Annotated in this window: 23 protein-coding genes and 2 tRNA genes; 18 read left to right on the top strand and 7 right to left on the bottom strand. The window is 53.0% G+C overall.

What is annotated here, in order from left to right; all coding sequences use genetic code 11:
* The first annotated feature begins 25 nt into the window (after positions 1 to 25).
* From WX88_RS13390 to WX88_RS13385, 3 genes are all read left to right on the top strand, one after another.
* Positions 26 to 101: transfer RNA gene (locus WX88_RS13390), tRNA-Gly, on the top strand.
* A gap of 138 nt (positions 102 to 239) precedes the next feature.
* Entirely contained in the window at positions 240 to 629 is a 390-nt protein-coding gene (locus WX88_RS30040; RefSeq protein ID WP_156176110.1) for an HNH endonuclease, read from the top strand.
* Positions 615 to 697, top strand: a tRNA-Leu gene (locus tag WX88_RS13385). The genes WX88_RS30040 and WX88_RS13385 overlap by 15 nt, the downstream gene beginning before the upstream one ends.
* 116 nt (positions 698 to 813) lie before the next feature.
* On the opposite strand, the gene WX88_RS13380 is transcribed toward WX88_RS13385, so the two are convergent.
* On the bottom strand, positions 814 to 1326 hold the full coding sequence (locus tag WX88_RS13380) for an XrtX-associated membrane protein (RefSeq protein WP_046244886.1): 513 nt from the start codon (positions 1324 to 1326) through the stop codon (positions 814 to 816).
* Positions 1327 to 1347: 21 nt separating this feature from the next.
* Entirely contained in the window at positions 1348 to 1890 is a 543-nt protein-coding gene (gene xrtX / locus WX88_RS13375; protein ID WP_046244885.1) for an exosortase X, read from the bottom strand.
* Between the two features lie 413 nt (positions 1891 to 2303).
* On the opposite strand from xrtX, the gene WX88_RS13370 reads away from it, so the two are divergent.
* The gene (locus WX88_RS13370; protein WP_046244884.1) at positions 2304 to 3302 is read left to right on the top strand and encodes an AAA family ATPase; all 999 of its coding nucleotides are present in this window, start codon (positions 2304 to 2306) and stop codon (positions 3300 to 3302) included.
* Positions 3303 to 3608: 306 nt separating this feature from the next.
* Here WX88_RS13370 and WX88_RS13365 read toward each other — a convergent pair whose 3' ends face one another.
* From WX88_RS13365 to WX88_RS13355, 5 genes are all read right to left on the bottom strand, one after another.
* Entirely contained in the window at positions 3609 to 5543 is a 1935-nt protein-coding gene (locus tag WX88_RS13365; RefSeq protein WP_046244883.1) for a T9SS type A sorting domain-containing protein, read from the bottom strand.
* Positions 5544 to 5891: 348 nt separating this feature from the next.
* A complete protein-coding gene (locus WX88_RS32105) occupies positions 5892 to 5975 on the bottom strand; it encodes a T9SS type A sorting domain-containing protein (protein ID WP_156176121.1) in 84 nt (27 codons plus the stop codon).
* A gap of 87 nt (positions 5976 to 6062) precedes the next feature.
* Entirely contained in the window at positions 6063 to 6863 is an 801-nt protein-coding gene (locus tag WX88_RS30030) for a hypothetical protein (RefSeq protein ID WP_156176109.1), read from the bottom strand.
* Positions 6864 to 7387: 524 nt separating this feature from the next.
* Positions 7388 to 8413 carry a tRNA 2-selenouridine(34) synthase MnmH gene (gene mnmH, locus WX88_RS13360; RefSeq protein ID WP_046244882.1) on the bottom strand — a complete coding sequence of 342 codons (1026 nt, stop codon included), beginning with the start codon at positions 8411 to 8413 and terminating at the stop codon, positions 7388 to 7390.
* A 96-nt stretch (positions 8414 to 8509) separates the two neighbouring features.
* Positions 8510 to 9232 carry a pyridoxine 5'-phosphate synthase gene (locus WX88_RS13355; RefSeq protein ID WP_046244881.1) on the bottom strand — a complete coding sequence of 241 codons (723 nt, stop codon included), beginning with the start codon at positions 9230 to 9232 and terminating at the stop codon, positions 8510 to 8512.
* 210 nt (positions 9233 to 9442) lie between these two features.
* Between WX88_RS13355 and WX88_RS13350 the strand changes: the two genes are divergently transcribed.
* The 14 genes from WX88_RS13350 (at position 9443) to WX88_RS13285 (ending at position 23216) form a co-directional block, all read left to right on the top strand.
* The gene (locus tag WX88_RS13350; protein WP_046244880.1) at positions 9443 to 9904 is read left to right on the top strand and encodes a GatB/YqeY domain-containing protein; all 462 of its coding nucleotides are present in this window, start codon (positions 9443 to 9445) and stop codon (positions 9902 to 9904) included.
* 81 nt (positions 9905 to 9985) lie between these two features.
* The gene (locus WX88_RS13345; RefSeq protein WP_046244879.1) at positions 9986 to 10525 is read left to right on the top strand and encodes a CvpA family protein; all 540 of its coding nucleotides are present in this window, start codon (positions 9986 to 9988) and stop codon (positions 10523 to 10525) included.
* Positions 10526 to 10687: 162 nt separating this feature from the next.
* Positions 10688 to 11281, top strand: a complete 594-nt coding sequence (locus tag WX88_RS13340; RefSeq protein ID WP_046244878.1) for an anthranilate synthase component II — start codon at positions 10688 to 10690, stop codon at positions 11279 to 11281.
* 86 nt (positions 11282 to 11367) lie between these two features.
* Positions 11368 to 12147, top strand: coding sequence for an alpha/beta fold hydrolase (locus WX88_RS13335; RefSeq protein ID WP_046244877.1), 780 nt, complete (start codon positions 11368 to 11370; stop codon positions 12145 to 12147).
* A gap of 129 nt (positions 12148 to 12276) precedes the next feature.
* Positions 12277 to 12951 (top strand): CBS domain-containing protein, encoded by a 675-nt coding sequence (locus tag WX88_RS13330; RefSeq protein WP_052732667.1) that lies wholly within the window; start codon positions 12277 to 12279, stop codon positions 12949 to 12951.
* Positions 12952 to 13029: 78 nt separating this feature from the next.
* On the top strand, positions 13030 to 14415 hold the full coding sequence (locus tag WX88_RS13325) for a BamA/TamA family outer membrane protein (protein ID WP_197076782.1): 1386 nt from the start codon (positions 13030 to 13032) through the stop codon (positions 14413 to 14415).
* Positions 14416 to 14494: 79 nt separating this feature from the next.
* Positions 14495 to 15388 (top strand): NAD kinase, encoded by an 894-nt coding sequence (locus WX88_RS13320; protein ID WP_046244876.1) that lies wholly within the window; start codon positions 14495 to 14497, stop codon positions 15386 to 15388.
* A 138-nt stretch (positions 15389 to 15526) separates the two neighbouring features.
* Entirely contained in the window at positions 15527 to 16471 is a 945-nt protein-coding gene (locus WX88_RS13315; protein WP_046244875.1) for a DUF6089 family protein, read from the top strand.
* A gap of 43 nt (positions 16472 to 16514) precedes the next feature.
* Complete coding sequence (gene porG / locus WX88_RS13310; protein WP_046244874.1) at positions 16515 to 17270, top strand: type IX secretion system protein PorG; 756 nt, start codon at positions 16515 to 16517, stop codon at positions 17268 to 17270.
* Positions 17271 to 17402: 132 nt separating this feature from the next.
* Complete coding sequence (locus tag WX88_RS13305; RefSeq protein WP_046244873.1) at positions 17403 to 18149, top strand: isoprenyl transferase; 747 nt, start codon at positions 17403 to 17405, stop codon at positions 18147 to 18149.
* A gap of 9 nt (positions 18150 to 18158) precedes the next feature.
* Positions 18159 to 20666, top strand: coding sequence for an outer membrane protein assembly factor BamA (gene bamA / locus WX88_RS13300; protein WP_082116028.1), 2508 nt, complete (start codon positions 18159 to 18161; stop codon positions 20664 to 20666).
* A 38-nt stretch (positions 20667 to 20704) separates the two neighbouring features.
* On the top strand, positions 20705 to 21388 hold the full coding sequence (locus WX88_RS13295) for an OmpH family outer membrane protein (protein ID WP_046244872.1): 684 nt from the start codon (positions 20705 to 20707) through the stop codon (positions 21386 to 21388).
* 40 nt (positions 21389 to 21428) lie between these two features.
* Positions 21429 to 22073: an OmpH family outer membrane protein gene (locus tag WX88_RS13290; protein WP_052732665.1), complete on the top strand. Its 645-nt coding sequence runs from the start codon at positions 21429 to 21431 to the stop codon at positions 22071 to 22073.
* 60 nt (positions 22074 to 22133) lie between these two features.
* Entirely contained in the window at positions 22134 to 23216 is a 1083-nt protein-coding gene (locus WX88_RS13285) for an RluA family pseudouridine synthase (RefSeq protein ID WP_231590698.1), read from the top strand.
* Positions 23217 to 23238 lie beyond the last annotated feature (22 nt).

Below are 23238 nucleotides of genomic sequence, written 5' to 3'. Positions count from 1 at the left end.
CTACACCAATAGCAATGAATTTTCCGCGAGAGTAGCTCAGTTGGTAGAGCGCGACCTTGCCAAGGTCGAGGTCGCGAGTTCGAACCTCGTCTCCCGCTCCAATAAATAAAAAGACGTTGCGGTAAAGCAACGTCTTTTTTATTTTTCTATGGCACGTTCCAGCAAAGTCACTGAACTAGCCCTTCGGGGCGCTGTGGCTAATAGTTTGTCGATGGCTCAAGTCATCGTGAAATTAGGTCTTGTACCAGCAGGTGGCAACTATAAAGACGGTTCAGGAAAAGATTAAAGCTTACGGCGTCGACACGAGTCATTTCACTGGTGCTGCCTGGAATAAAGGGCCGCAATACCGTGCTGTTGGCAAACAGGCCTTAATAGAGCATTCTACTTATCGCTTCACGCATAGTTTAAGAAAGCGCCTGCTGAAGGAAAAATTGAAAGAGCACCGTTGTGAAAATTGCGGCTTGCAAGAATGGCAGGCCCAACCAATTCCGCTGGAACTTCATCATCTTAATGGCCTGAATAATGACCATCGGTTGCAAAATTTGCAGTTACTTTGCCCTAATTGCCACGCACAAACTAATTCGTATCGGGGCAAGAATCAGTTAAAGCGCTCAGCCAGAGTGGTGTAATGGTAGCCACGAGGGACTTAAAATCCCTTGTCTTCACGGACGTACGGGTTCGAGTCCCGTCTCTGGTACAAAAAAGAAGCCCTTTGCAGTAAGCAAAGGGCTTCTTTTTTGAGAAAAATAAAAGGCAATGAGTAAGGCTTTAGGGAATGCTAGGCTTGGGTTCTTTCTGATAATTTCACAACTACTAGAAGCGGCGTTGGGGGGCAAAACCGACTCGCAGCAGAATGTAAAGCCCGGCGACTGGGATGGGGCTTACGATGAAATCGAGGAGTTGACGGCTGAGCCGGTATGCCCAGGCTGCATCATTGGCGACCTTACCTAGCAATACGATGGCAACATACACTGCCAACGCTCCGGCATAGAGGCGCAGCACCAAGTGCCACTGAGCAGCCGTAGGCAGCAATAGTCGCAGCAACAGCAGGCAAATGCTCAGGTAAAGACCCGCGTAAGTAGCCACCGCAGGCAGCAGCCGCTTGGTGATGCCACCGTTAATGCCTTTTTGCATGGCCTCGGCTAGCTGGCGCAGCCCAACCGCCGCCAGCAGCTTCTGCCAAAGCATGGTGAGTACCGTCAGGATGGGGTCATTATAAACGCCAATCAACAGCAGCGCGATTAGCAGCAACCCTACGAGCAGCCAGCGCCCTGCCCCGGTGGGCTGGCGGGTGTTGGCAGTCGAGAGCGTAGACTGAGGAAGCACAGAGGAGGTAATTGGGGGTGGCTAGTGCGCGGGCACGGCCAGGCGGCGCGCCCAGAGCATCCACAACCCGAAGATGCAGCTATACACCACGAAGGTGAACGTGTAGTGATGGTTGAAATCAACCGTGCGGTGGGCGTAGTGGTGATTAAGGGCGAGGGCAGCCACGCGTAGTACGTTCAGCACCCAGATGAGTAAGATGCCTGCCGGAATGAACCACAGCTTGCGCCGCCAGGGGCCGGGAAATGCCAGCACGAAGCCACCGAATAAGGCGTATAGCACCAGCCCGTTGCAGGGTGCTCCGACTACGACGGCCGGCTGGCCGTTCATAAGCAGCAGCTGATTGAAGCCAGGGCTGATGGTGGCCGCGAAGCCCAGAACCTGCAGAATGACCATGCTCGCCGCCGTGATTTGAGCACAAAGCGCCTTGTCCAGCCGACCGTCGTGGGCCAGCCATTGCTCATAGCCGAAAAACCACGCCAGGTACATGCCAGCTGCCACGAGCAGGAAGCGAAATAGCAGACGGTTGCCGGAAGCCACGGCCAGGCCAGAGTATTTAGTTTCCATAAGACGAAAGAAAGCAATAAAATTGTAAAAAGAAGCGCCTCTGTGACTGAAATGGCTATCGTCTAAAGTTTTGAGCGATGCTAGTGTGAACCAGCCCTCCTTGCAGCGATTATACAAGTGCCTAATGCCACCGGCTCGCAGCAGCGACACGCCATCCCGAAGAGAGGTAATCCTATAGAATAAGCCTTACAGATGGGGAGGCGTGCGATTTCAAGCAACTAGATAGGGCTTCACGCTATTGAGAGTTGTCATAATTCGCACTGGGGGTTAGAAGTAGTACCGCAAGCCTTTTTCCTTGAAAATACTGGTCGGTATTTTAGTGGATGACTTGTGGTGGGCATACTTTGGGCTTCCGCAGCCCACACGCCAGCCTTGTGCCTACCTTGCATTCATTGTTTTGCTCGTCGCTGCCTATGTTTCCCGCTTCCGATGCGCCCGTGCCGCCGGGCTCCCCCCTCGATTATCATCCGCTCATTCGCCAGGTATTTGCCGAAATGGGCAAGGTGGTAGTGGGCCAGCAGCCCCTGCTCACGCGTTTGCTCATCGGCTTATTCACGGGCGGGCACATCTTGCTCGAAGGTGTGCCGGGTCTGGCTAAAACTCTCACCATCTCTACGTTGGCCAAGGTGCTGCACCTGCACTTTCAGCGCGTGCAGTTCACCCCCGACCTGCTGCCCTCGGACCTGGTGGGCACCATGATTTACAACCAGAATCAGTCGATATTCGAGGTGAAGAAAGGGCCGATTTTTGCCAACCTCGTGCTGGCTGATGAAATCAACCGCTCGCCTGCGAAGGTGCAGAGCGCCCTACTCGAAGCCATGCAGGAAAAGCAGGTTACCATCGGCGAAACCACCTACCCACTCGACTTGCCCTTCCTGGTGCTGGCCACCCAAAACCCCGTGGAACAGGAGGGCACCTATCCCTTGCCCGAGGCCCAGGTCGACCGGTTTATGCTGAAGGTGCACGTCGACTACCTCAAAAAAGCCGACGAGCTGGAAGTAATGCGCCGCATGGCCAACCTCAGCTTCGTGGAAGACGTGCAGCCCGTGCTTACCCAAGCAGATATCTTTGGCATTCGCCAACAAATCAATCAGGTGCAAATTTCTGACACCCTGGAGAAGTACCTCATCGAGCTGGTGTTTGCCACCCGTCGGCCCGCCGAATATGATTTGCCCGAATTTGCCCAGGCCGTGCAGTTCGGCGCCAGCCCACGCGCCAGTATTGCCCTGCACCGCGCCTCCAAAGCCGTCGCCTACCTAGAAGGCCGCGACTATGTGCTACCCGAAGACATCAAGGAAGTAGCCGCCGATGTGCTCAACCACCGCATCCTCCTCACCTACGAGGCGGAAGCCGACGGCATCCGCACCCAGGATTTGATTGAGGCTATCTTACGCAAGGTGCCGATTAGCTGAGCGCCACCATATGATAGCCACGGCCGGCTTGCTTTTATACAAAAACGACTAGCACCGCCATCAAGCAGTTAGCTGCGGCTTTGAGCGAACGAAGAGTATAGGCAGCGTATAGGAGTCGTATAGCTAACTATTCGCGTTGCTCCAGGGAATTTACTGGATAAATACAAAATGGCAAAAAGTCCCGTCAGCTTTGGTGAGGCTCTCTATTGCGTCTGCGTGAACGGTAGCGAAACATTCTTTCACAAATAAGAAGGGCGGCCCAGTGGGCCGCCCTTCTTATTTGTGAAAGAATGTTGTGGCGGTAGGTTATTCCACTACTATGCGCTTTACAACGAGGTCGTTACCAGATTTTAATTGCAGCGAGTACACCCCAGCTGCAAGGTTGCTCACATCGAAATCAATGGTACTGCCAGCGATAGACGATTTCAACTGACGTGTTTGGACCACTTGGCCCAGAGCATTGGTGATGCTAGCCGAGGCCGTGTTGAGGCTACCAGCGGGCAGAACCAGCTTGAAGCTCTGGCTGGCCGGGTTGGGGTACAGGTCCACGGTAGCAGCCAAGGCTTCGTTGCGGGTGCTGGTGAGCACGCCCACGCGCAGGTTGTCGATGCCCAGGTCATCGTTGCCAAAGTCGGACGTGGCCTGGAAGCGAATCACGGTGGTGGCCGAGTTGCCGGCCAGGGCCACCGTTTGGCGTGTGAAAGTGGTGCTGGTGGTGGCTGTCAGCACGGGCGTGGCGGCGAAGGTGGCGCCGCCGTCGGTGCTGAGGAGCACCTCGAGCTTGTCGGTGCCCGAGGGGTTGATGTAGTCAAAGCTGAGGGTTTTGCTGCCCGCGCCGCTCAGGTTCACATACAGGTCTAGTTTGCCTTGTTGATTTAGCGCTGTGCCATATGTATGGAAACGGGCCGAGTGAGCACCCGTGCTAAAGCGGGTCGGGTAGGGCGGAGTAGGACCGGTTTCATCTACTAAAAAGCGCCAGTTGGCCGAAGTGCCATCATCGTCGCGGCGCCAGGAGTTGTCGCTGGTGGCGGGGGCATTGCGCCAGTTGGCGGTGGGCAGGTCGCGGGTGCTCAAGCCATTGACCCAGGGGCCTTCGAAGCTCTCCGTGTAGGGCAGCGTCGCGTACGGCGCCGCCGCCGGCGTACCCGTGGTGGTGACCTGTCCAGTTAGTACACCACCCGCCCCATTGGCACACACGCTTTGCAGCGTGACAATGTAGGTGGTGCCGGGCAGGAGGCCGGGGATGATAATGGGCGAGGCAGTGGGGGCGGGAGTCAGCGTCTGAGTAGCGCCGCCGGCGGTGTAAGTGACGTTGTAGCTCACATTGCCCCCGCCGGGGGTAAAGCTGATCTGAATACTGTTGCTATTCGCGCCGATGCTAGCAGCAGTGGGGTCGCCACAAGGTGGACCCGGCACAAAGCGGTAGGTGCGGCCGGCGTCGGGCAAGAAAGTTTGACGTACGTTGTGGGCATTGCCAGCGGAGGGGGCAAGATAAGGGCCTGTGGTAAATGTAGTGGTGGACCAGGCAGACGACGAGGTTTTCGTAGCCACTACCGACACTGTTGGGCCTGAGCCTTTAATGCCCACCGCCACGTATTTAGCGGCGGCCGTGCCGGTGCCAGCGGTAGCGGCACCATATACGAACTCGATGCGGTTGGAGTCTTCGTAGAGCTTCGCCTGAAAAGAAAAATTAGCCAGCTGGGTTGCAATGAGGGCCGGAGTAGTTGCGTCGATTGCTTGGGGCTTGTCGGCGACGTTCTTCCACTGAATGGTGCAGACGCGGTTGGGCGCGGTGCCGCTCGTGAACACGCGGTACTCTGTGCCGGCGGCGGTGCCAGGACCCAAGTCCGCGTTAAAAGGGGCAATCAGGTTCACATCCGCCGCATTGTTGCTGGGGAGAGGCCCGGTTTCGGGAGCCTGGGCGTAGGCCGGAAATGCGGCAGCGGCGGAGGGGGCCGCATTGCCCAAGCGAATCAGGCCGTTTGTGTTCAGAACAAACTCGGTGAACGTCGTGCCATTGAAGCTAAAGCTAAACCCAATAGGCTGCGCAGCGGAGTTCGCATCATCGTTGTTCGCCGTTGCGATGGCCGTGCCAGTGGCTCCCAAATCAGTGTATGTACCGGCGAGGGTAAGGGCATTGCTTGGCGCATAATTAATCTGTGCTTGCGCTGCAAACGGCAGCAATGCCACTGGTAACCACCGGCTGGCTCGTTTCAGCTGGGTTTGTAGGGATGTAAACATGAAGAAGGGGAAAAAGTGGAGAATAGGAAAAATGAAATTAGTATGAGAGACTGCTGCCCCGCAAATGCAAAGGCAGTATTCAAATGTGCAACCAAATTATGACATGCACTAGTAAAGCCCCCTATACGAAGGAACAAGTTTGGTGATGCCCATAGGAGAACCTCAACCGGCAACAATTATTAGTAGGTGGTAGTATTGAGCTAATTAGATGAAAACCAATTACCAACGTGTGGGCCGCTATATGAATCATCGGGTCATCATTGCCGACAGTAATGTCAGATGGTACCTGCGCACAAAAAAGGACGGCCCAGTGGACCGCCCTTTTTAGCGATGACGTGGGGGTGGGGGCTATTCGATGACCACACGTTTCACGACGAAGTTGTCACCAGATTTCAATTGCAATAAATAGACGCCGGCAGCGAGGGTGCTCACGGTGAAATTAACCTAGACTATCAGACAGTTCGTCAGCTCAAAGGCGGAGCCCTAAGCAGCAATTCATGGAAAAGATATGCACTTAGATTAATCTCGAAAAAAACGATAGGTTCCCCCTTCAGCATAAGTGCGGCGAAACGACTGAATAGCTGAGGGAGCAGGAACAGTATTTGTAAGAATTAAACGGTAGTTGCCGTTAGGTAGTATTCCTAACTCTAACAACTCATTGCCTGAATTAGTAAAAACGCCCCTGCCATCGTACGCCGCAGTTTGAGAGTATATACCTACATCATAAGTAATACCATCAGCTACTTTATTGGTAGCACGATCTGTTACTTGCTCCGTTAAGAATAGCCGCAAGACATCATTACTTCCAAAAATAGAAGTGCTCCAATATAAAGGAATTGATGAATTATAAATTGTGCCATTTACTTGCGGACCAGCATTTACCGCTCCATTTCCATAAACGAGTGTATTCGCTTTCCTGACAACGTTAAAGTCTCCCTGCAATTGGTACCTAAAGGCGTTATTATAAGCTAACCCCCCATTATTTCCCCGTAGAACCACAGTGTAATTTGCTGACTGCAGAAAGGTGGGCATGTTATAATCTACTTTCCCATAAAAATTATTGCCCAAGTTAATATAGTAAGTAACAGCTACATCTGGAACGACCAGCACAACTTTGCTACCGATGCGGAATTCAAGTGTGGCGGATGTTGCCATTCCTTGAGGAAAGCCTAAAGTACCAATCAAGAAAGTGTTCCATTCTAAGCCAAAAAAATCTCCAGTGTAGTGTGTGTTTCCAGGTGGTCCAAAAAAATCTCCACTTAAAGTGGAGTGCGACGCCCTTGCTGTACTAGGAGAAGTAACAGGTTCGGCATCTTTCATTTTGGAGCACGAACTCATAAATGTTGCGATACTAAGCAGTAGAGGCAGGTAGTACTTAGATAGAGAGGAAAAAAAATTCATTAGTCAAATTAAGAAGGTGTTCAACTTAAGCGGAGTGGAAAGATTGTGCGAAAAGGGTAAACTACAGTTTTTACGATTCATAGGCAAAGTTAAAAAGGTTCGTGCTTGGAGGCAGAGGTTGGTGTGTAAGAAAGAGCTGGATTTTCATAAATACAACTACGTATCGTTAGCAGAGGCTTGGGCCTGCGCCGCGAATGGCAACAGTGGCAGCAAGGCTACGGGTAACCAGCGGCCGGCTGCTTTCAGCCGGGTTTGTAGGGATTTTAACATGAAAAAGTGGAAAAGTGGGTAATAGAAAGGGGAAAGGTTGTACTACTGTGGCGAATACTGTGGTGCATCAGTATAGTTAAGAATTCAAATGTACAACCAAATTATGGCATTAACCAGCAAAACCTATGAGTAGAAAGCAAAGTCCGAAACTCACTGGCCGCCCCAGACGAATATCAGCTAGCCACGGTTGTCGCCAATAGTGCCTCAGCATTCCGGGCGGCGTTGCTGGTAGCAACCGGCACAAAAGTGCGCCCCGGCTCGCCAGGGCGTTGGGCCAAGCCATACGTGTAAGTCTTGTCGTAGTAATCCAGCACCAACTCTACCATTTGGGCAAAGTCTCCGGTCTCAATAGCGGCTAGAGCCTGTTTGGTGGCCAGCCCACCCAAGCGCTTGTGCAGCCGCTCAACGGCTGCTGCTAATTCTACTGGGTTCTCAGCTCCGTACTCGGCGGCCAGTTTGGCCACCCGGGCCGCACGAGGCACTTCCAATACCCAGCGTGGTGCAGCCCGGATTTGCTCAAAGAGTCCCGACGGAATGGTGAGCCGACCTATTTGCCGGCTTTCATCTTCTACCCAGATTGGCGCATCGTCAGGCAGCGCAGCCAGTACAGCCGCCAGATTATTCTCAAACTGCTCCTGTGTGGGCTGATCCAGCTGGCCAATGGCCCCAAACGCCGAGCCTTTGTGATGAGCCAACTCTTCGAGGTTGAGCACGGGTTGGAAATAGGGCGTGGCAGCCAGAGCGTGCAGCACATCGGTCTTGCCGCTACCGGTGAGGCCGCCGATAACGCGCCACTTGCGGGGCCGCTCGAACGAAGCCAGTACAGCCCGGCGGTAGTCCTTGTAGCCGTGGTCGAGCAGGTGCACCTTGAAGCCAGCTAATTCCAGCAGCCACAGCACGGCCCCGCTGCGCATGCCGCCGCGCCAGCAGTGCAGACGCACTTCTTTGCCGGGTACCAGCTTTTGCGCCTGCTTGACCATCGCCGACATCTTGGGCCCAAAAAACTCTAACCCCAGGTGTACGGCTCGCTCCTGACTCACCTGCTTGTAGGTGGTGCCAATGCGCGCGCGCTCTTCATCCGTGAACAAGGGTAGGTTGAGGGCGCCCGGCACGTGGCCCTGGGCAAACTCAATGGGAGCCCGCACATCGAGAATAGGGTAGGGTAGAGACTGGAAATCAGCCAGTGAGTGACGGGGCATGGGTGTTTCAGTTAACAATAGCCACTTAACATCTTGCAAATGGCAAATTCGACTGCATGAATTCAGTCGCGCCCTTGGGATGTTAAATGCTGCTTACTAATTAAGCGGCCTCAGCTGCCTGCGGTAAAGCTGAACCGTATTTTCCAAGCCCAGGTAAATGGCGTCGCACACCAACGCATGACCAATGCTGACTTCCGCCAGTTCGGGCAGCTGCTGGTGTAGCCAGGCCAGATTGTCAAGGTCAAGGTCGTGGCCCGCATTTACGCCCAAGCCCAACTGGCCGGCGCGGGCCGCCGCCGCCCGGTAAGGAGCCACAGCAGTTTCGCGGTCGGCCAGATACTGCCGGGCGTAAGCCTCGGTGTAAAGCTCAATGCGGTCGGTGCCGGTGCTCACGGCCGCTTCTACCAAAGTCAAATCAGGGTCGAGGAAAATGCTGACGCGGCAGCCCAGCGCCTTGAGTTCCGTCACTACCTCTCGCAGGTAGTGCTGGTGCGTGATGACATCCCAGCCGGCGTTGGACGTGATGGCATCTGGTGCGTCGGGCACCAGCGTCACCTGTTCGGGCCGCACGTCGCGCACTAGGTCCAGAAAATCAGGCGTGGGGTTGCCTTCCACATTCAGCTCCGTCGTCACGATGGTTTTCAGGTCGCGCACGTCCTGGTAGCGGATGTGGCGCTCGTCGGGCCGTGGGTGCACCGTGATGCCCTCGGCGCCAAACCTCTCAATGTCGCGCGCGGCTTGCAGAATATCGGGTCGGTTGTGGCCCCGGGCATTGCGCAAAGTGGCCAGTTTGTTGATATTGACGCTGAGCTTAGTCACGAAATATATAGGGTTGCAGTGGAAGGTTTGGATTTATACAACGGCCGGCTGGCCGTTTACGCAAAGTACCAGCTTAGAGTGCGTGAAGTTCAGCTTGCGGGCCGGCTGGCGTAGCTTCGGGGCGAAATTACGTCTATCGGGGCCCTGCCCAGGGAAACCCAGTCCCGCCCTTCACTCACTGTACTCTGTAACTCTTTCACTCCGTTACTCATGCTAAAAGACACCATCGACGCCGCCATCAAGCAAGCCATGTTGGCCAAAGACAAAGTGCGCCTCACCACCCTGCGCAGCATCAAGTCGCAAATTATGCTGGCCGAAACTGCCGAAGGAGCCCACGGCGCCGCTCTCACCCCCGAAGCCGAGCTGAAGCTGCTGAACAAAGCGGCCAAGCAGCGCCGCGACGCCGCCGCCATCTACAAAGAGCAATTTCGCTCCGAGCTGGAAGAAAACGAGCTGGCTGAGCTGTCCATCATCGAAGAATTTCTGCCCCAGCAGCTTTCTGAAGCTGATTTGGTTGAGCGCCTCGTCCACATCATTCAGCGCGTAGGTGCTACCGGCCCTTCCGATTTGGGTAAAGTGATGGGCGTCGCCGCCCGTGAACTGTCCGGCCAAGCCGATGGTAAGCGCATCTCCGACGTGCTCAGTAATTTGCTCAACAACACCAACTTATAATCAATGATGAATGGCGCTGGTGAAACGAAGGACTGCACTCGCTAACTCGTCATTCCGCCAGCGCCATTCATCATTCCAGAAATGACTGCTCTCGACATTTTGCTCTTGCTTCCGCTCGGTATCGGTGCCGTGAAAGGCTATCGTCGCGGGTTGGTGCTGGAGGTAGTTTCGCTGCTGGCCTTTGTGATAGCCGCAGTTGGTGGGCTGGCTTTGCTGTCAGCGGCTGTGCCGTTGGTTCGGCAGTACGTAGGCGATGCTTTCGGAATGCTGCCACTGGTGTCATTTGCGCTGGTATTTGTTGCTATTATGTGGGGCGTACACTTGCTCGGTGGCTTGCTCAGAACCGCCGTTCACCTCACCCCGCTGGGCGTGCTGGATAATTTATTGGGCGGTGGCGCTGGTGTCATCAAGTGGATACTGGGCCTGAGCCTGCTGCTTCACGGCACTAGGCTGGCCGGGCTACACCTGCTGGCACCTAGCTTGGTGGCCGGCTCACAAGTACTGCCAATTGTGCAACAGGCTACCCCCCTGGCCCTGCAACTCACCAGTTATATCTTACCCTTCGCCCAAGACTTGCTGGTAAAAATAAAAACCGCATTCAATAGCAATTACAAGAGTTAGAGCATTTCTGGAGCCCTATCTGTCAGACTCCCTCTCCTGGGGAGAGGGGCCGGGGGTGAGGTTTCCCGTCCGCGCCATCGAATCGCTCTAAATGCTGAACACCGAACTAGAAGTCCTGCTTCTACCCCCATAACTCAGCATTCAACCCACAGCATTTCCAACGTGCGCCTGTTGCTGCTCGACAATTTTGATTCCTTCACCTTCACGCTGGCCGATTACCTCCGCCAGCTTGGGACCGAGGTGCTGGTCCGGCGCAACGACGTACCGCTGGCGGAGCTTCAAGCTTGGGATTTTGATGGCATTGTGCTCTCGCCCGGGCCTGGAACTCCCGCTCAAGCAGGTATAATGCCTGCCCTGATTCAGGCCTTCCACCGCCAAAAGCCCATGCTAGGCGTGTGCCTGGGGCATCAGGCGCTGGGCGAGTTTTTTGGGGCCACCGTCGTCCGAGCCGCCCGGCCCATGCACGGCAAAGTGGCTGATATGATTTGTGATAACTCCGAGCCGCTCTTTGCTGGCTTGCCACCCACACAATTGGTTACGCGCTACCATTCGTTGGTCGTTAGTGAGCCGTTGCCGCCGGACCTAGTACCCTTGGCCCATACCACTGGCCCCACCCCCGAGCTGATGGCCCTGCGCCACCGCACGCTCCCTCTCTACGGCGTCCAGTTTCACCCCGAAGCCTTGCTTACTCCGCATGGACTGGCAATTTTGGCCAATTGGCTCCGCTGTTGTATCATTGCCAAAACCGGCAATTAAGTATCTCTGGTTTCTCGTTGCTGCTTTCCAGTTAGAACGGCGACAAGTAACTAGAAATCAGCAACGAGGAAATAGAAACCAGGAAGATGGAATTGCGTCGCCAGTACCAGCAAGGGTACGAATATGTGGACGAGGGGCAGGGACCGGTGCTGCTGCTGCTGCACGGCCTGTTCGGAGCACTCAGCAACTGGCAGGATGTGGTGCGGGAGTTTGCGACCGACCACCGCGTCATCATCCCGCTGCTCCCCATCTACGATATGCCTCTGATCCAGGCCGGCGTACCAGGCCTCGTGGCGTATGTCGAAGGTTTCGTGGCCAAGCTGGCCCTGCCGTCGAGCTTCACGGTGCTTGGCAATTCGCTGGGTGGCCATATCGCCCTCGTCTATGCTTTAAACAATGCCAAGCGCGTCAACCGGCTGGTACTCACTGGTAGCAGTGGTTTGTTTGAAGACAGTATGGGTGGCTCTTTCCCCAAGCGCGGCAATTATGCCTACGTGCAGGAACGTGTGGGCTATACATTCTATGACCCCACCGTAGCCACTCAGGAATTGGTGGATGAGGTGTTCAATGTTACGAATTCCAACTCCAAGTGCCTTCGCATCATTGCTATTGCACGCTCTGCGCAACGGCACAATCTGAGCAAAGAACTGACCAAAATCACAGCTCCCACGCTGTTGGTATGGGGCCTGAATGATACCATCACCCCGCCCCCCGTTGCCCACGAATTCGCCCGTTTACTACCCAACGCCGAACTGCGCTTCCTCGACCATTGTTGCCACGCTCCGATGATGGAGCGACCCGCCGGTTTTAATGCCTACCTGCGCCGATTTCTGCGTACTACTGAAGCCGTCCCTGCCGTAGCTTGATTATCCTTCTGCCAAGTTGATTGTTGTTCTCTATTCCGTCACTATTTTTAAGTGACATCTCATGCCTTTCTACTATCTCTTTCACCAAGTAATTCTCTATTCCTTCGAACATTAATAAGTAATAAGAATATGCCCGCCCTGCTCGCCGAAGACTTACTCAACGAAATGATTCCGCCCCTGAAAGGCACTGATTCGGCGGGCAAAGCAGCACGCTGGCTCGACGAATTTCACGTGGCTCAATTGCCCGTGCTCGACAATCGCCAATACCGGGGCTTGGTTACCGAAGCTGACTTGGCTGATTTTGACGACCCCGAAACCCTGCTTTCCGAATTGTCACTGGGTTATGCGGATGCTTACGTGCGCCCCGACCAGCATTTCTACCGCGTGATGGAGCTGGCCATCGAAAATAAAATCCAACTGGTGCCTGTCGTCGACGAGCAGCACGAATATGCTGGCGTTGTCACCATTGCCGACGCATTAGCCGCTTTTGGGCAACAGCCCGCTGGTGGGCAGGGTGGTATCATCGTTCTCACCATGGAAGAGCGCGATTATTCCCTCACCCAAATCAGCCGCTACGTGGAGGAGAATAACGCTAAGATTATCAGTGCTGTCGTCGCGCAAGACGAAGTCGATCAATACCGCATCCGGCTCACTCTCAAGCTGAATACCGATAACCTCGCCCGCATCACGGCCACCCTGGAGCGCTTTGGCTACGTCGTCACGGCGCAGTTCAGTGGTACCGCCGTAGCTAGTGAAGACGAGCAGGAGCGTTATGATGCTCTCCTGCGATACCTGAGCGTCTAGAATCGGGTGCTGGGAATACTTTTATCGTTACGGGTACTGATGGCTGGCCTCGGGCTCAGTCTGACCCCGGCGGATACTTTGCCGCGTCCACTCCGTCCAGTAGTGGTGCCTACCGATACGCTAGTGCGCGTGGTGCCTTGTCCGGGTGTCACCCGAGCCGCGGTTGGTGCCATCCTCTTCGCAGGCAATGCCGTTACCAGGGAGCGTATTCTGCGCGCTGAGTTAGATTTTCATGAAGGCGATACCCTGGTCCTAGCTGATTTGCTAGCCCGTCTCGAAGCCAACCGTCGCCGCATGTTCAACCTGCAGTTGTTCCACGCGGTAGTAGTCCAATCCAACTGCGCCAGCGGTAAGCTCCTCGTTATTTTTGGCGTGCAGGAACGCCTGTATACTTTCCCAGTGCCCATCCTCTCGCTGGCCGACCGTAACCTCCGGTCCTGGCTCGACCGCTCCGACCGCTGGCGCCGTTTAGATTATGGCGTACACATCATACGTAGCAATTTTCGCGGGCGTAATGAGCAGGTCGCTGCCAACCTTCAACTAGGCTTCAACCGCAAGTATGAGCTGTTTTACGAAGCCCCTGGCCTTGGTCATTATCGCCGCATCGGCTTCGGAGTAGGCACATCTTTTTACCAAAGCCGCACGCTGGATTACATCACCCAAGCCGACCGCCTCATTCCGCTCAAGACTGAGGGGAATTTTCCCATTCAACGGTTTTACGTCACTGCTGGGCTTCGCTTCCGCCATACTGTCCAGTTCCTCACGGCCTTCGATGCATCTTATCACCGCGAGCAGATTAGCGACTCCGTTAATTATTATAATCCCAAATATTACCAGGGCCGCACCCAAAGGGAGTACCTCGCCCTAACCCTGACCAGTACCCGCAACCAACGCAACACCTTTGCCTATCCCCTCACGGGTCAATATACCCAAGTCCGACTCACCCACCGCCTTTTTCTGGATGGTGCCACGCCCAATCTCACCACCTTGCACTTTCGTTATGCCCGCTACCTAGCCCTAGGGCATAATTTTTATTACAGTATTGGCTTCAGTGCGCAGGCCCGCCTGGCCCGTCGTTTAGGCTATGCCGATGTTCAGGCATTGGGCTATGAGGATTTGGTTCGGGGCTATGATGAGTACGTTATTGATGGGCGGCACTATGGATTGATACAGCAGGGCTTATCCTACCGCCTGCTGCATCCTGCTCCCATTCGCCTGCCATCCATCGGCAACCCTAAAATCAACACCATCCCTTTAGCGCTTTACCTCAATATCTTTACTGATGTCGGCTACGTAGTCGCGCCCAATGCTTCGCCTCAAAACCGCCTTCCCAATCATTTACTCAGCGCTATTGGCCTCGGGCTACATCTCGTTACCTATTACGACCGGGTATTCACCGCCGAATACACTCTAAATGGATTAGGCCAAACCGGCTATTTTTTTCGGGCTGAATTTCCTATCTAACGGCCTTAGCTCGCCCATTCGGTTATTTTTTTGTTACGTAATCCCACTTTCTACTACGTAACCTGTTGTCCATTTCTGCATGAAAATCGCCATCCTCGGCAAACCTTTCGACGACGAAGCCGCCCCGGCCATCCAAGCACTGCTCGACGACTTGGCCGCACGTCGTGCCGAAGTGCGTATTGGTGAAGCCTTCCGCACCTTCCTCGATAACCGCCTGCGTCTGCCCGAAGGCACCACTGAATTCCGCCGCGGCGATTCACTACATGGCGTTCAGTACGTGCTTAGCATCGGCGGCGACGGTACCCTGCTCGATACCGTAACCTACGTAGGTAATCTCCAGATTCCAATTTTAGGCATCCACACCGGCCGGCTCGGCTTTCTTGCCACTATCACTCCCGACCGCATCGCTCAAGCCATTGATGCGCTGTATAAAGGTCACTTTACCATTGAGGAGCGCAGTCTGATTCGCGTCGACACCGACCCCGATGTCTTCGGAAATCTCAACTTCGGTCTCAACGAATTCAGCGTTCTTAAGCGCGACACTTCATCCATGATTGTCGTCCACACGTACATCGACGGCGAGTACTTAAATTCATACTGGGCCGATGGTCTGGTTGTAGCCACTCCTACTGGCTCGACGGGCTACTCGCTCAGCTGCGGCGGCCCCGTTATGTTGCCTCAGACCAACAATTTTATTATCGCTCCCGTATGCCCCCACAATCTGAATGTACGTCCTCTTGTCGTGTCAGATCAGAGCGTGATTTCCTTCGAAATCGAAGGTCGTAGCACCAGCTATATGCTAGCGCTCGATTCCCGTTCTCTGCCCGTCGAAGCCTCCGTCCAGATTGCCGTTCGCCGCGAAACTTTCAACGCCCGTTTAGTAAAGCTCAACCACGTTAACTTCCTCAGCACCTTGCGCAGCAAATTAAATTGGGGGCTCGACCGCCGCAATCCATCCGGTATTCAGGTATAGTGACTGAGTTTTTCGTTGAAAAGAATACCGAAAGTTTTTTTAGTTCCCGATAACGCCTACTTTTGTCACCGTCTGAAACTGTGCACTCTTCGCATTAACCTCAACACCCGACCTTAGCATCCTCATTCTAGTTGCCATATGAAAAATATTTTCACTTATTCTACGGCATTTGTGCTTGGTTTGGCCCTTGTGGCCACTCCTGAAGCAGATGCCCAGCAATTTAGCAAGCGGAAGCAGTATAACTCCGTAGGTTTCAGCCTAAACGCAATGAACTATTTCGGCGACGTAACGCCAGTCACCAATTTCACGAGCTTCCGCTTCGGTGCAACTCGCGTTGGTGCCGGAGTGTCGATTACTCGTCGTTTCTATCCCCGTATTTCAGGTCGCTTTGGTTTGTCGTACGGCCGCATCTCCGGTGATGACTCACAAGCAGCTAATAAAGACGACCCGGATGCCCGCTTCCGTTACAACCGGAACATGAGTTTCCGAAATGATATTCTAGAGGCTTCCGGAGTGGTTATTGTTGACCTAATAGAAAACCGGAACAACTACCTCAAGCGCCCGGACTTTGTTCCTTATGTGTTTGCTGGCTTAGCTGGCTTCTACCATAATCCAAAGGGCCTTGCTGCAAACGGCGATTACGTTGCCTTAGCTGATTTGAAGACCGAAGGGCAAGACAAGGCATATAGCAAGACACAGTTTTCTATCCCCTTTGGCGGTGGTGTTCGTTATCGGATTAACCGTAATTTTGACGCAAGTCTGGAAATCGGATGGCGCAAAACATTCACTGACTACCTCGATGATGTAGGAGGAAAATATGCTGCTGCTGGTAAACTCATAACCCCTGCCCAGGCTTATTTTGGTGGTGGAAACCCTGAAGCCTACCTTGCTGCCCCTCCCGGCGGTGGTACTTTTGATAATGGCAGTGGTATCACCCGTACGCGTGCCGGAGATTTTGCTGGATTTGATGCTCCAGGTAATACGCGTGGCGATAAGGGTAATAAAACCGACTGGTATATCGTTACGGGTGTAACTTTGAGCTACATCTTGACGCCTCGCATCAAGAACCCCAAATTCCGCTAGCCCGTGGGCGCTGGCTGAGCTTTATTTATCTACAGTCAGTTTAATGGCGAATCTGAATTTCCGCATCGCACTCCTCGCTTGCCTCACGCAAGCGGGGAGTGCCTTTTTTTGCACCAATAGTAGTGCTCAGAACACTAGTGAGGTAGGTATTGGCATAGGGGCAACCAATTATAGAGGAGAAATATCTCCTAATTATCAATTGCAGAATAATCGGCCAGCCTTCACGGCCTTTTATCGCAAGGACGTTTCCGTGCCAATTACCTTACGGGGAGGGGTCACGGTAGGTTTTTTGCGAGCGGCCGACGATAATGTGAAGGGTGTGAATGGGGGAGTTCCGCCATTGCAGAGCTACCGCCAGACGAACACTAAAGGTAGCCTGCTGGAGGCCTCGGCTGTGGTAGAGTATAATTTTATGGATTATCATTACCGAACTGATAAGCTTCATTTTACTCCCTATCTGTTCATTGGGGTTGCCGGCTTTTATGCCAATACTAAAACCGTAACTAACAACTCTGCTCTGAGCGGATCTTTCAACCGAGAAGGCTCTATGCTCGGAATTGCTATCCCAGCTGGAGTAGGTTTTAAGTACGCCTTATCGGAGCATATCAACTTAGGTCTAGAGGTAGGTGTGCGCAAAGCCTTTACCGACAAGCTCGACCATTTGATGGACCAAGACCCACTTCTTGTGAATCCGAACGACCAGGATTGGTATTATTATAGTGGGATAAGCTTGTCATACACGTTCTTTAAAATCCGGTGCCCCGACCAGTATAAAAAGGGTAAGAGGCTGCTGAAGTAGCGCTTAACGCTAAGCCTATGGAGTACTGTTGTGCTATTGGGTCCCTAGTCCTGCTGAGTATGGCAAACCGGATTCAAATGCTAAATGCAACCATTTCCGTAACTTGCGTCCTCTTTTAGCGAAACCGCAAAGATGACCGGCAAGGCCGAAATAGATACTCATAATATTCCCACCCATGTAGCTGTCATCATGGATGGCAATGGGCGCTGGGCTAAGCAGCGCGGTGGCCTACGTGTGTTTGGGCACCAAAGTGCTATCACTGCCGTTCGCGAAACGGTGGAAGAGGCAGCAGAGCTCGGAGTGCGCTACCTGACGCTGTACGCCTTTTCGACCGAAAACTGGAACCGTCCAGCACTTGAGGTGATGGCTCTGATGCAATTGCTGGTGCACACCATTCGGCAGGAGACGAGCACGCTGCTCAAGAATAGCATTCGTCTTGAATCGATTGGTGACATTAGCACGCTACCAGCTAGCTGTCAACGTGAACTGGCTGAAGCAATGGAACTGACCAAAGCCGGGACTCGCATGACCTTGGTCTTGGCCTTGAGTTATAGTGGACGCTGGGATTTGACTCAGGCCGCAAAACGAATGGCGGCAGATGTGGCCAGCGGAAAGCTAGCGCCAGCCAATGTCACGGAAGCCACTGTGACCAGCTACCTAGTAACGGCGAAGATGCCTGACCCTGAATTGCTCATTCGTACCAGTGGTGAGCAGCGGATCAGCAATTTTTTATTGTGGCAACTGGCTTACACTGAATTGTATATCACCGATTTGCTGTGGCCGGATTTTCGGAAGCAGCATTTTCAAGAGGCTATTCGAGCCTACCAGCGTCGTGAGCGGCGATTTGGCAAAACCAGTGAGCAAGTCACTGTATCTTAAATTTTTGTAATGCTTATCGTGCGTAATTTATTTGTAAGATTTGTGCTGACACTGGTCGTACTAGGGGGCCTTACGGCTCGTCCGGCACTAGCGCAGCAAGGGGCGGACGAGCCTAAGAAATACGAGCTGGGTGGTATCACGGTAAGTGGTGCCCGCTACCTCGACCCCAATACTCTTATCAGCCTGACCGGCTTGCGGGTGGGAGATGCTATTAATGTTCCGGGTGAGGAAATTGGTAAATCTATTCGGAAGCTATGGGCCCAAGGCATTTTGGGTGATGTGAGCGTTACTATTGCTCGTATTGAGGGCAATAAAATATTTCTAGACTATAATTTGAAAGAACGTCCTCGCTTGTCAAAGTTCACTTTCACGGGCATCCGCAAGGGACAAACGGAGGACCTTACCAAGAAAATTACCCTGATTCGTGGCAAGGTAGTGACTGATGCCTTGCTGAATAACACGCGGACGCAAGTGCGTAAGTTCTTCGTCAACAAAGGCTACCTGGACGCTAAGGTGAATGTAGTGCAGGTAGCGGACTCAGCTCTGTCTAACAGCGTGGCCTTGCGGATTGATGTAGAAAAAGGTACGAAAGTGCGCATTCATGATATTGCTTTTGAGGGTAATAAGGCATTCACTGACCGTAAGCTGAAAGGCAAGCTGAAAAAAACCAAGGAACGGAAGCCGTATAAATTCCTGACTGCGGGCAAATTTCAGCGCAGCGAATACGAAGAGGATAAAAAGACACTGCTGGAATTCTATAATACAGAAGGTTACCGCGACGCTACCATTGTATCAGATACGCTGATGCGTGATGACAAGGGACTCGCCCTGCGTATTCGAGTAGATGAGGGTCCGAAGTATTACTTCCGCCACATCACCTGGAGTGGTAATTATCTTTATGACGACAAGACACTGGCTAATGTGCTAGGCATCAAGCCAGGCAGTACCTACAGCAAGGAGATTCTGGACAAGCGGTTAAATTACAATCCGACGGGCCAGGATATTTCCTCGCTATATCTCAACGATGGTTATCTCTTCTTTACCATTGACCCAGTAGAAACCAAGGTAGAGGGTGATTCTATTGATATTGAAATGCGCCTTAGCGAGGGGGTGCAGGCTCACATCAAGGACATCAATATTTCCGGTAATACTAAAACCAGCGACCATGTATTGCGTCGTACGTTACGGACATTGCCTGGAGACAAGTTCAATCGCGAATTGCTCATCCGTTCACAACGTGAAATTGCTACTTTAGGCTATTTCGACCCAGAGAAAATTGGCATCAATCCTATCCCGAACCCCGCTGATGGTACGGTAGACATTAATTACACGGTGGTTGAGAAACCCTCGGACCAAGTAACTCTTTCGGGCGGCTGGGGTGGTTTTGCCGGTTTTATTGGTACTGTGGGTCTTGTATTCAATAACTTCTCTCTGCGTAAAGCGGGTACTCTACGAAATTGGACGCCCGTGCCTGCGGGCGACGGCCAGCGGCTGGCACTTAATGTGCAGGCCAATGGGGTGCAGTATCAAGCGTACTCCCTCTCGTTCACGGAACCCTGGCTGGGTGGCCGCCGCCCTAACTCTTTCTCCTTTAGCCTAAATCATAGCGTTCAGCGCACGGGTGCCGCGCTTGATGCTTCCTCTGATCAGTTCATCAAGGTAAATAGTGCCACGGTGGGTTTGGGGCGTCAGCTACGCGTGCCAGATGACTACTTTACGCTGAGCAATTCATTGTCGGTCAGCCAGTACCAGACGCAGAATTACTCATTGTTGCCAGGTTTCTCGACTGGTTTTGCCAACAATATTACGCTTAATACGACGCTGGCGCGTAATAGTATTGACAACCCAACTTATACTCGCCGAGGCTCTTCGCTGAGCTTAAGCGTCAATCTAACACCTCCTTATTCGCTCCTTAATCCAGACCACCCCAATAGTAGCCAGTGGATAGAATTCCACAAATGGATGTTCGATGCGTCGTGGTTTACTCCCATCGTGGGTAAGCTGGTGCTCAATACACGGGCGCATTTTGGCTATCTGGGTACCTATGATTCCAAACGGGGTATTGGACCTTTCGAGCGCTTCAAGATGGGCGGTGCAGGCTTGGGCTACAACGGTGGGGGCAACTTCTTAGTGGGCACCGATTACGTAGGTTTGCGGGGTTACGACGACCCCAACAGTTCCTTCGCTATTCCCACAGCTCAAAACAATCAAGCTGGTGGCGTTGCCTTCAATAAGTACGTGTTGGAAATGCGCTACCCTGTCAGCCTTAATCCGGCGGCTACGGTATACGTACTGGCTTTTGCCGAAGCAGGTAATTCTTACGATGCGTATACGAACTATAATCCTTACAAGCTATACCGCTCAGCTGGGGTAGGAGCTCGCATCTTTATGTCGGCGTTTGGTTTGTTAGGCTTTGACTTTGGCCATGGCTTTGACCAGGTAATTCCTAGTGTTCCAAACGCTGGCAAGCAAGACCCCAATCACTTTCACTTCATTATTGGCCAGCAAATTCGTTAGCAAGACACTAGCGAGCGACATTTCTCGTTTCCTCAAGTATGAAGAACTTAAATGGCTTGGTACTGGCCTTATTGTTGCTACTCGTTTCATCGGGAGCCCGGGCGCAGAAATTTGGTTGGATTGACTCAGAGTATATCATGGCTAAGATGCCAGAGTATGCCAAGGCACAACTGGAATTGAACACAATATCGGATACTTGGCAGAAGGAGATTGAGGCCCAGAAAAAGGACCTCGATAAGTTATACCATAATTATCAAGCGGAAGAAGTGGTGCTCACAGAGGCCATGAAGAAAAAGCGACAGGACGAAATCCTGAAGAAGGAACAAGACGTCAAAGCCTACCAAAATAAGCATTTCGGCTACGAAGGCGAGTTGTTTAAGAAGCGGCAGGAGTTGAACAAGCCAGTGCAGGACAAGGTATTCGAAGCTTGTGAGAAGGTAGCTAAGAAAAAGCAGTTGGCTGTCATATTCGACAAATCAGATAACCTGACCATGCTTTACACTAACCCGGCGCATGATTACACGGAATTTGTATTAGAAGAGTTGGGTTTGGGAGCGGAGGACCGTAACCAGCCTGGCCCCAGAGGCGCGGTGAAAACCGTGACACCACCCAAAACCCCCGTTGATCCCAACTTTGAGTCTGATTCGGGCACGCCGGAACCAGCAGCGGGCGCGAATCCTGCGGCGAAGCCGACACGCCCTCCCAAGAAGCGCTCGAAGTAATTACCTTTGTCCCAACATTTTTCTGACTTTTTCCCTTTTGATGAATCTCGTGAAAATTTTTCGTCTGACGCTCGCCGCCGCTCTGCTGACCGCCGGAACCCTGGCAACTACTTCTGCCCAGGCCCAGGCCCCCTTGAAAATTGGCTATACCGACGTTCAGTACGTGTTGGCCCAGATGCCCGAAAGCAAGCAAATTGAATCGGACCTAAAAGCCTATAATACCCAACTGGAAGGCCAATTGAAAAGCAAGTCGTCGGAGCTAGAGGCTAAATACAAAGCTTACCAAGCTGGTGAAGCTACTATGACCGACGTGGTGAAAGCTGACAAGCAAAAAGAAATGCAGAGCATGCAGCAATCCATTCAGGAGTTCCAGCGGAGTGCTGAGCAGTCGTTGCAGCAAAAGCAACAAACTCTGCTAAAGCCAGCGTTGGATAAGCTGCAAAAGAATATTGATGCTGTAGCTGAAGAAAACGGCTTCACCTACGTATTCAATTCTGATGGCGGTGGCAGCCCTTTGCTGTTGCACGCCCCCAAGGATGGTGATATCTCGGATTTGGTATTGAAGAAAATGGGTATCACACCTGGTGCTGCTGCACCCATCAAGTCGGGCCCAGCAGTAGCTGCTCCATCACCTGCCCCGGCGACTCCTGCCAACAGTAAGACTAAAACCAAGACTAAGAAGTAAGCGGTATTCGCCCCGCTGTTAGCGGAAAAGCCGGAGCATTTGCTCCGGCTTTTTTCATATATGAACAGGGTCGCTATGATAAGTACAGAATTAGACGCGGAAGAATTAGACGGCATTGACCCAGACGACGCAGAAGGTAGTGACGAACTCTACGAGCATCATCGCATTGTAGTAGACCGAGGACAGGAGCAGCTTCGCATCGATAAATTTCTGCATGGGCGTTTGCGTAATACTTCGCGCAACAAAGTACAGGAGGCTATTCGGGCACAGGCAGTAGAAGTGAATGGCGTGCCGGTGAAACCTAATTATCGGGTGAAGCCGCAGGACACCATCACCATCACGCTACCCGAACCGCCACGCGAGGGCAAAGTAGTGCCCGAAGAAATGCAATTGGACATTCGGTACGAAGATTCGGAGTTGCTCATTGTCAATAAGCCTGCCGGGCTCGTGGTACATCCAGCGTACGGCCATTGGCAGGGCACGCTGGTTAACGGTTTGGCTTACCACTTAGCGGACTTGCCCACTGGGCGCAATGGTGAAATTCGCCCCGGCTTGGTACACCGAATCGATAAAGACACATCGGGCTTGCTGGTGATTGGTAAAACCGAGTTTGCCATGACACACCTTTCATTACAGTTTTTCCACCATACTATTCAGCGCAGCTACTTGGCGCTGGTATGGGGTACGCCGCCCAGCCCTACAGGTACTATACGCGGCAATATTGGCCGCAGCTTGCGCGACCGTAAGGTGCAGGCCGTGTACCCTAATGGCGAGCAAGGCAAGCCCGCTGTCACACACTATGAGGTGTTGGAAAGCTTCGGGCCGGTGACATTGATACACTGCGTACTGGAAACCGGCCGTACCCACCAGATTCGGGTTCATATGCAGTACTTGGGGCATCCGCTTTTCTCGGACGTCACGTATGGGGGCGACCGAATTCGGGTAGGCCAGAATACAGGTGCCTATCGGGACTTTGTAGAAAGTGCTTTTCAACTCATGCCCCGTCAGGCGCTGCATGCCCGCTCACTAGGTTTCGTACATCCCACTTCGGGCGCGCAATTGTTCTTTGAGGCCGAATTGCCTGAAGACTTCACGGCCCTGTTAGAAAAATGGAGAGCATGGGCTACTAAATCGTACCCGTGATTTAGTAGCATGACTTGTAGAT

It is taken from the genome of Hymenobacter terrenus, assembly GCF_000972495.1.
In the GTDB taxonomy this organism is placed as follows: Bacteria; Bacteroidota; Bacteroidia; order Cytophagales; family Hymenobacteraceae; genus Hymenobacter; species Hymenobacter terrenus.
The sequence above is the reverse complement of the archived record's forward strand: the minus strand, read 5'-3'. Positions and strand labels throughout refer to the sequence as shown.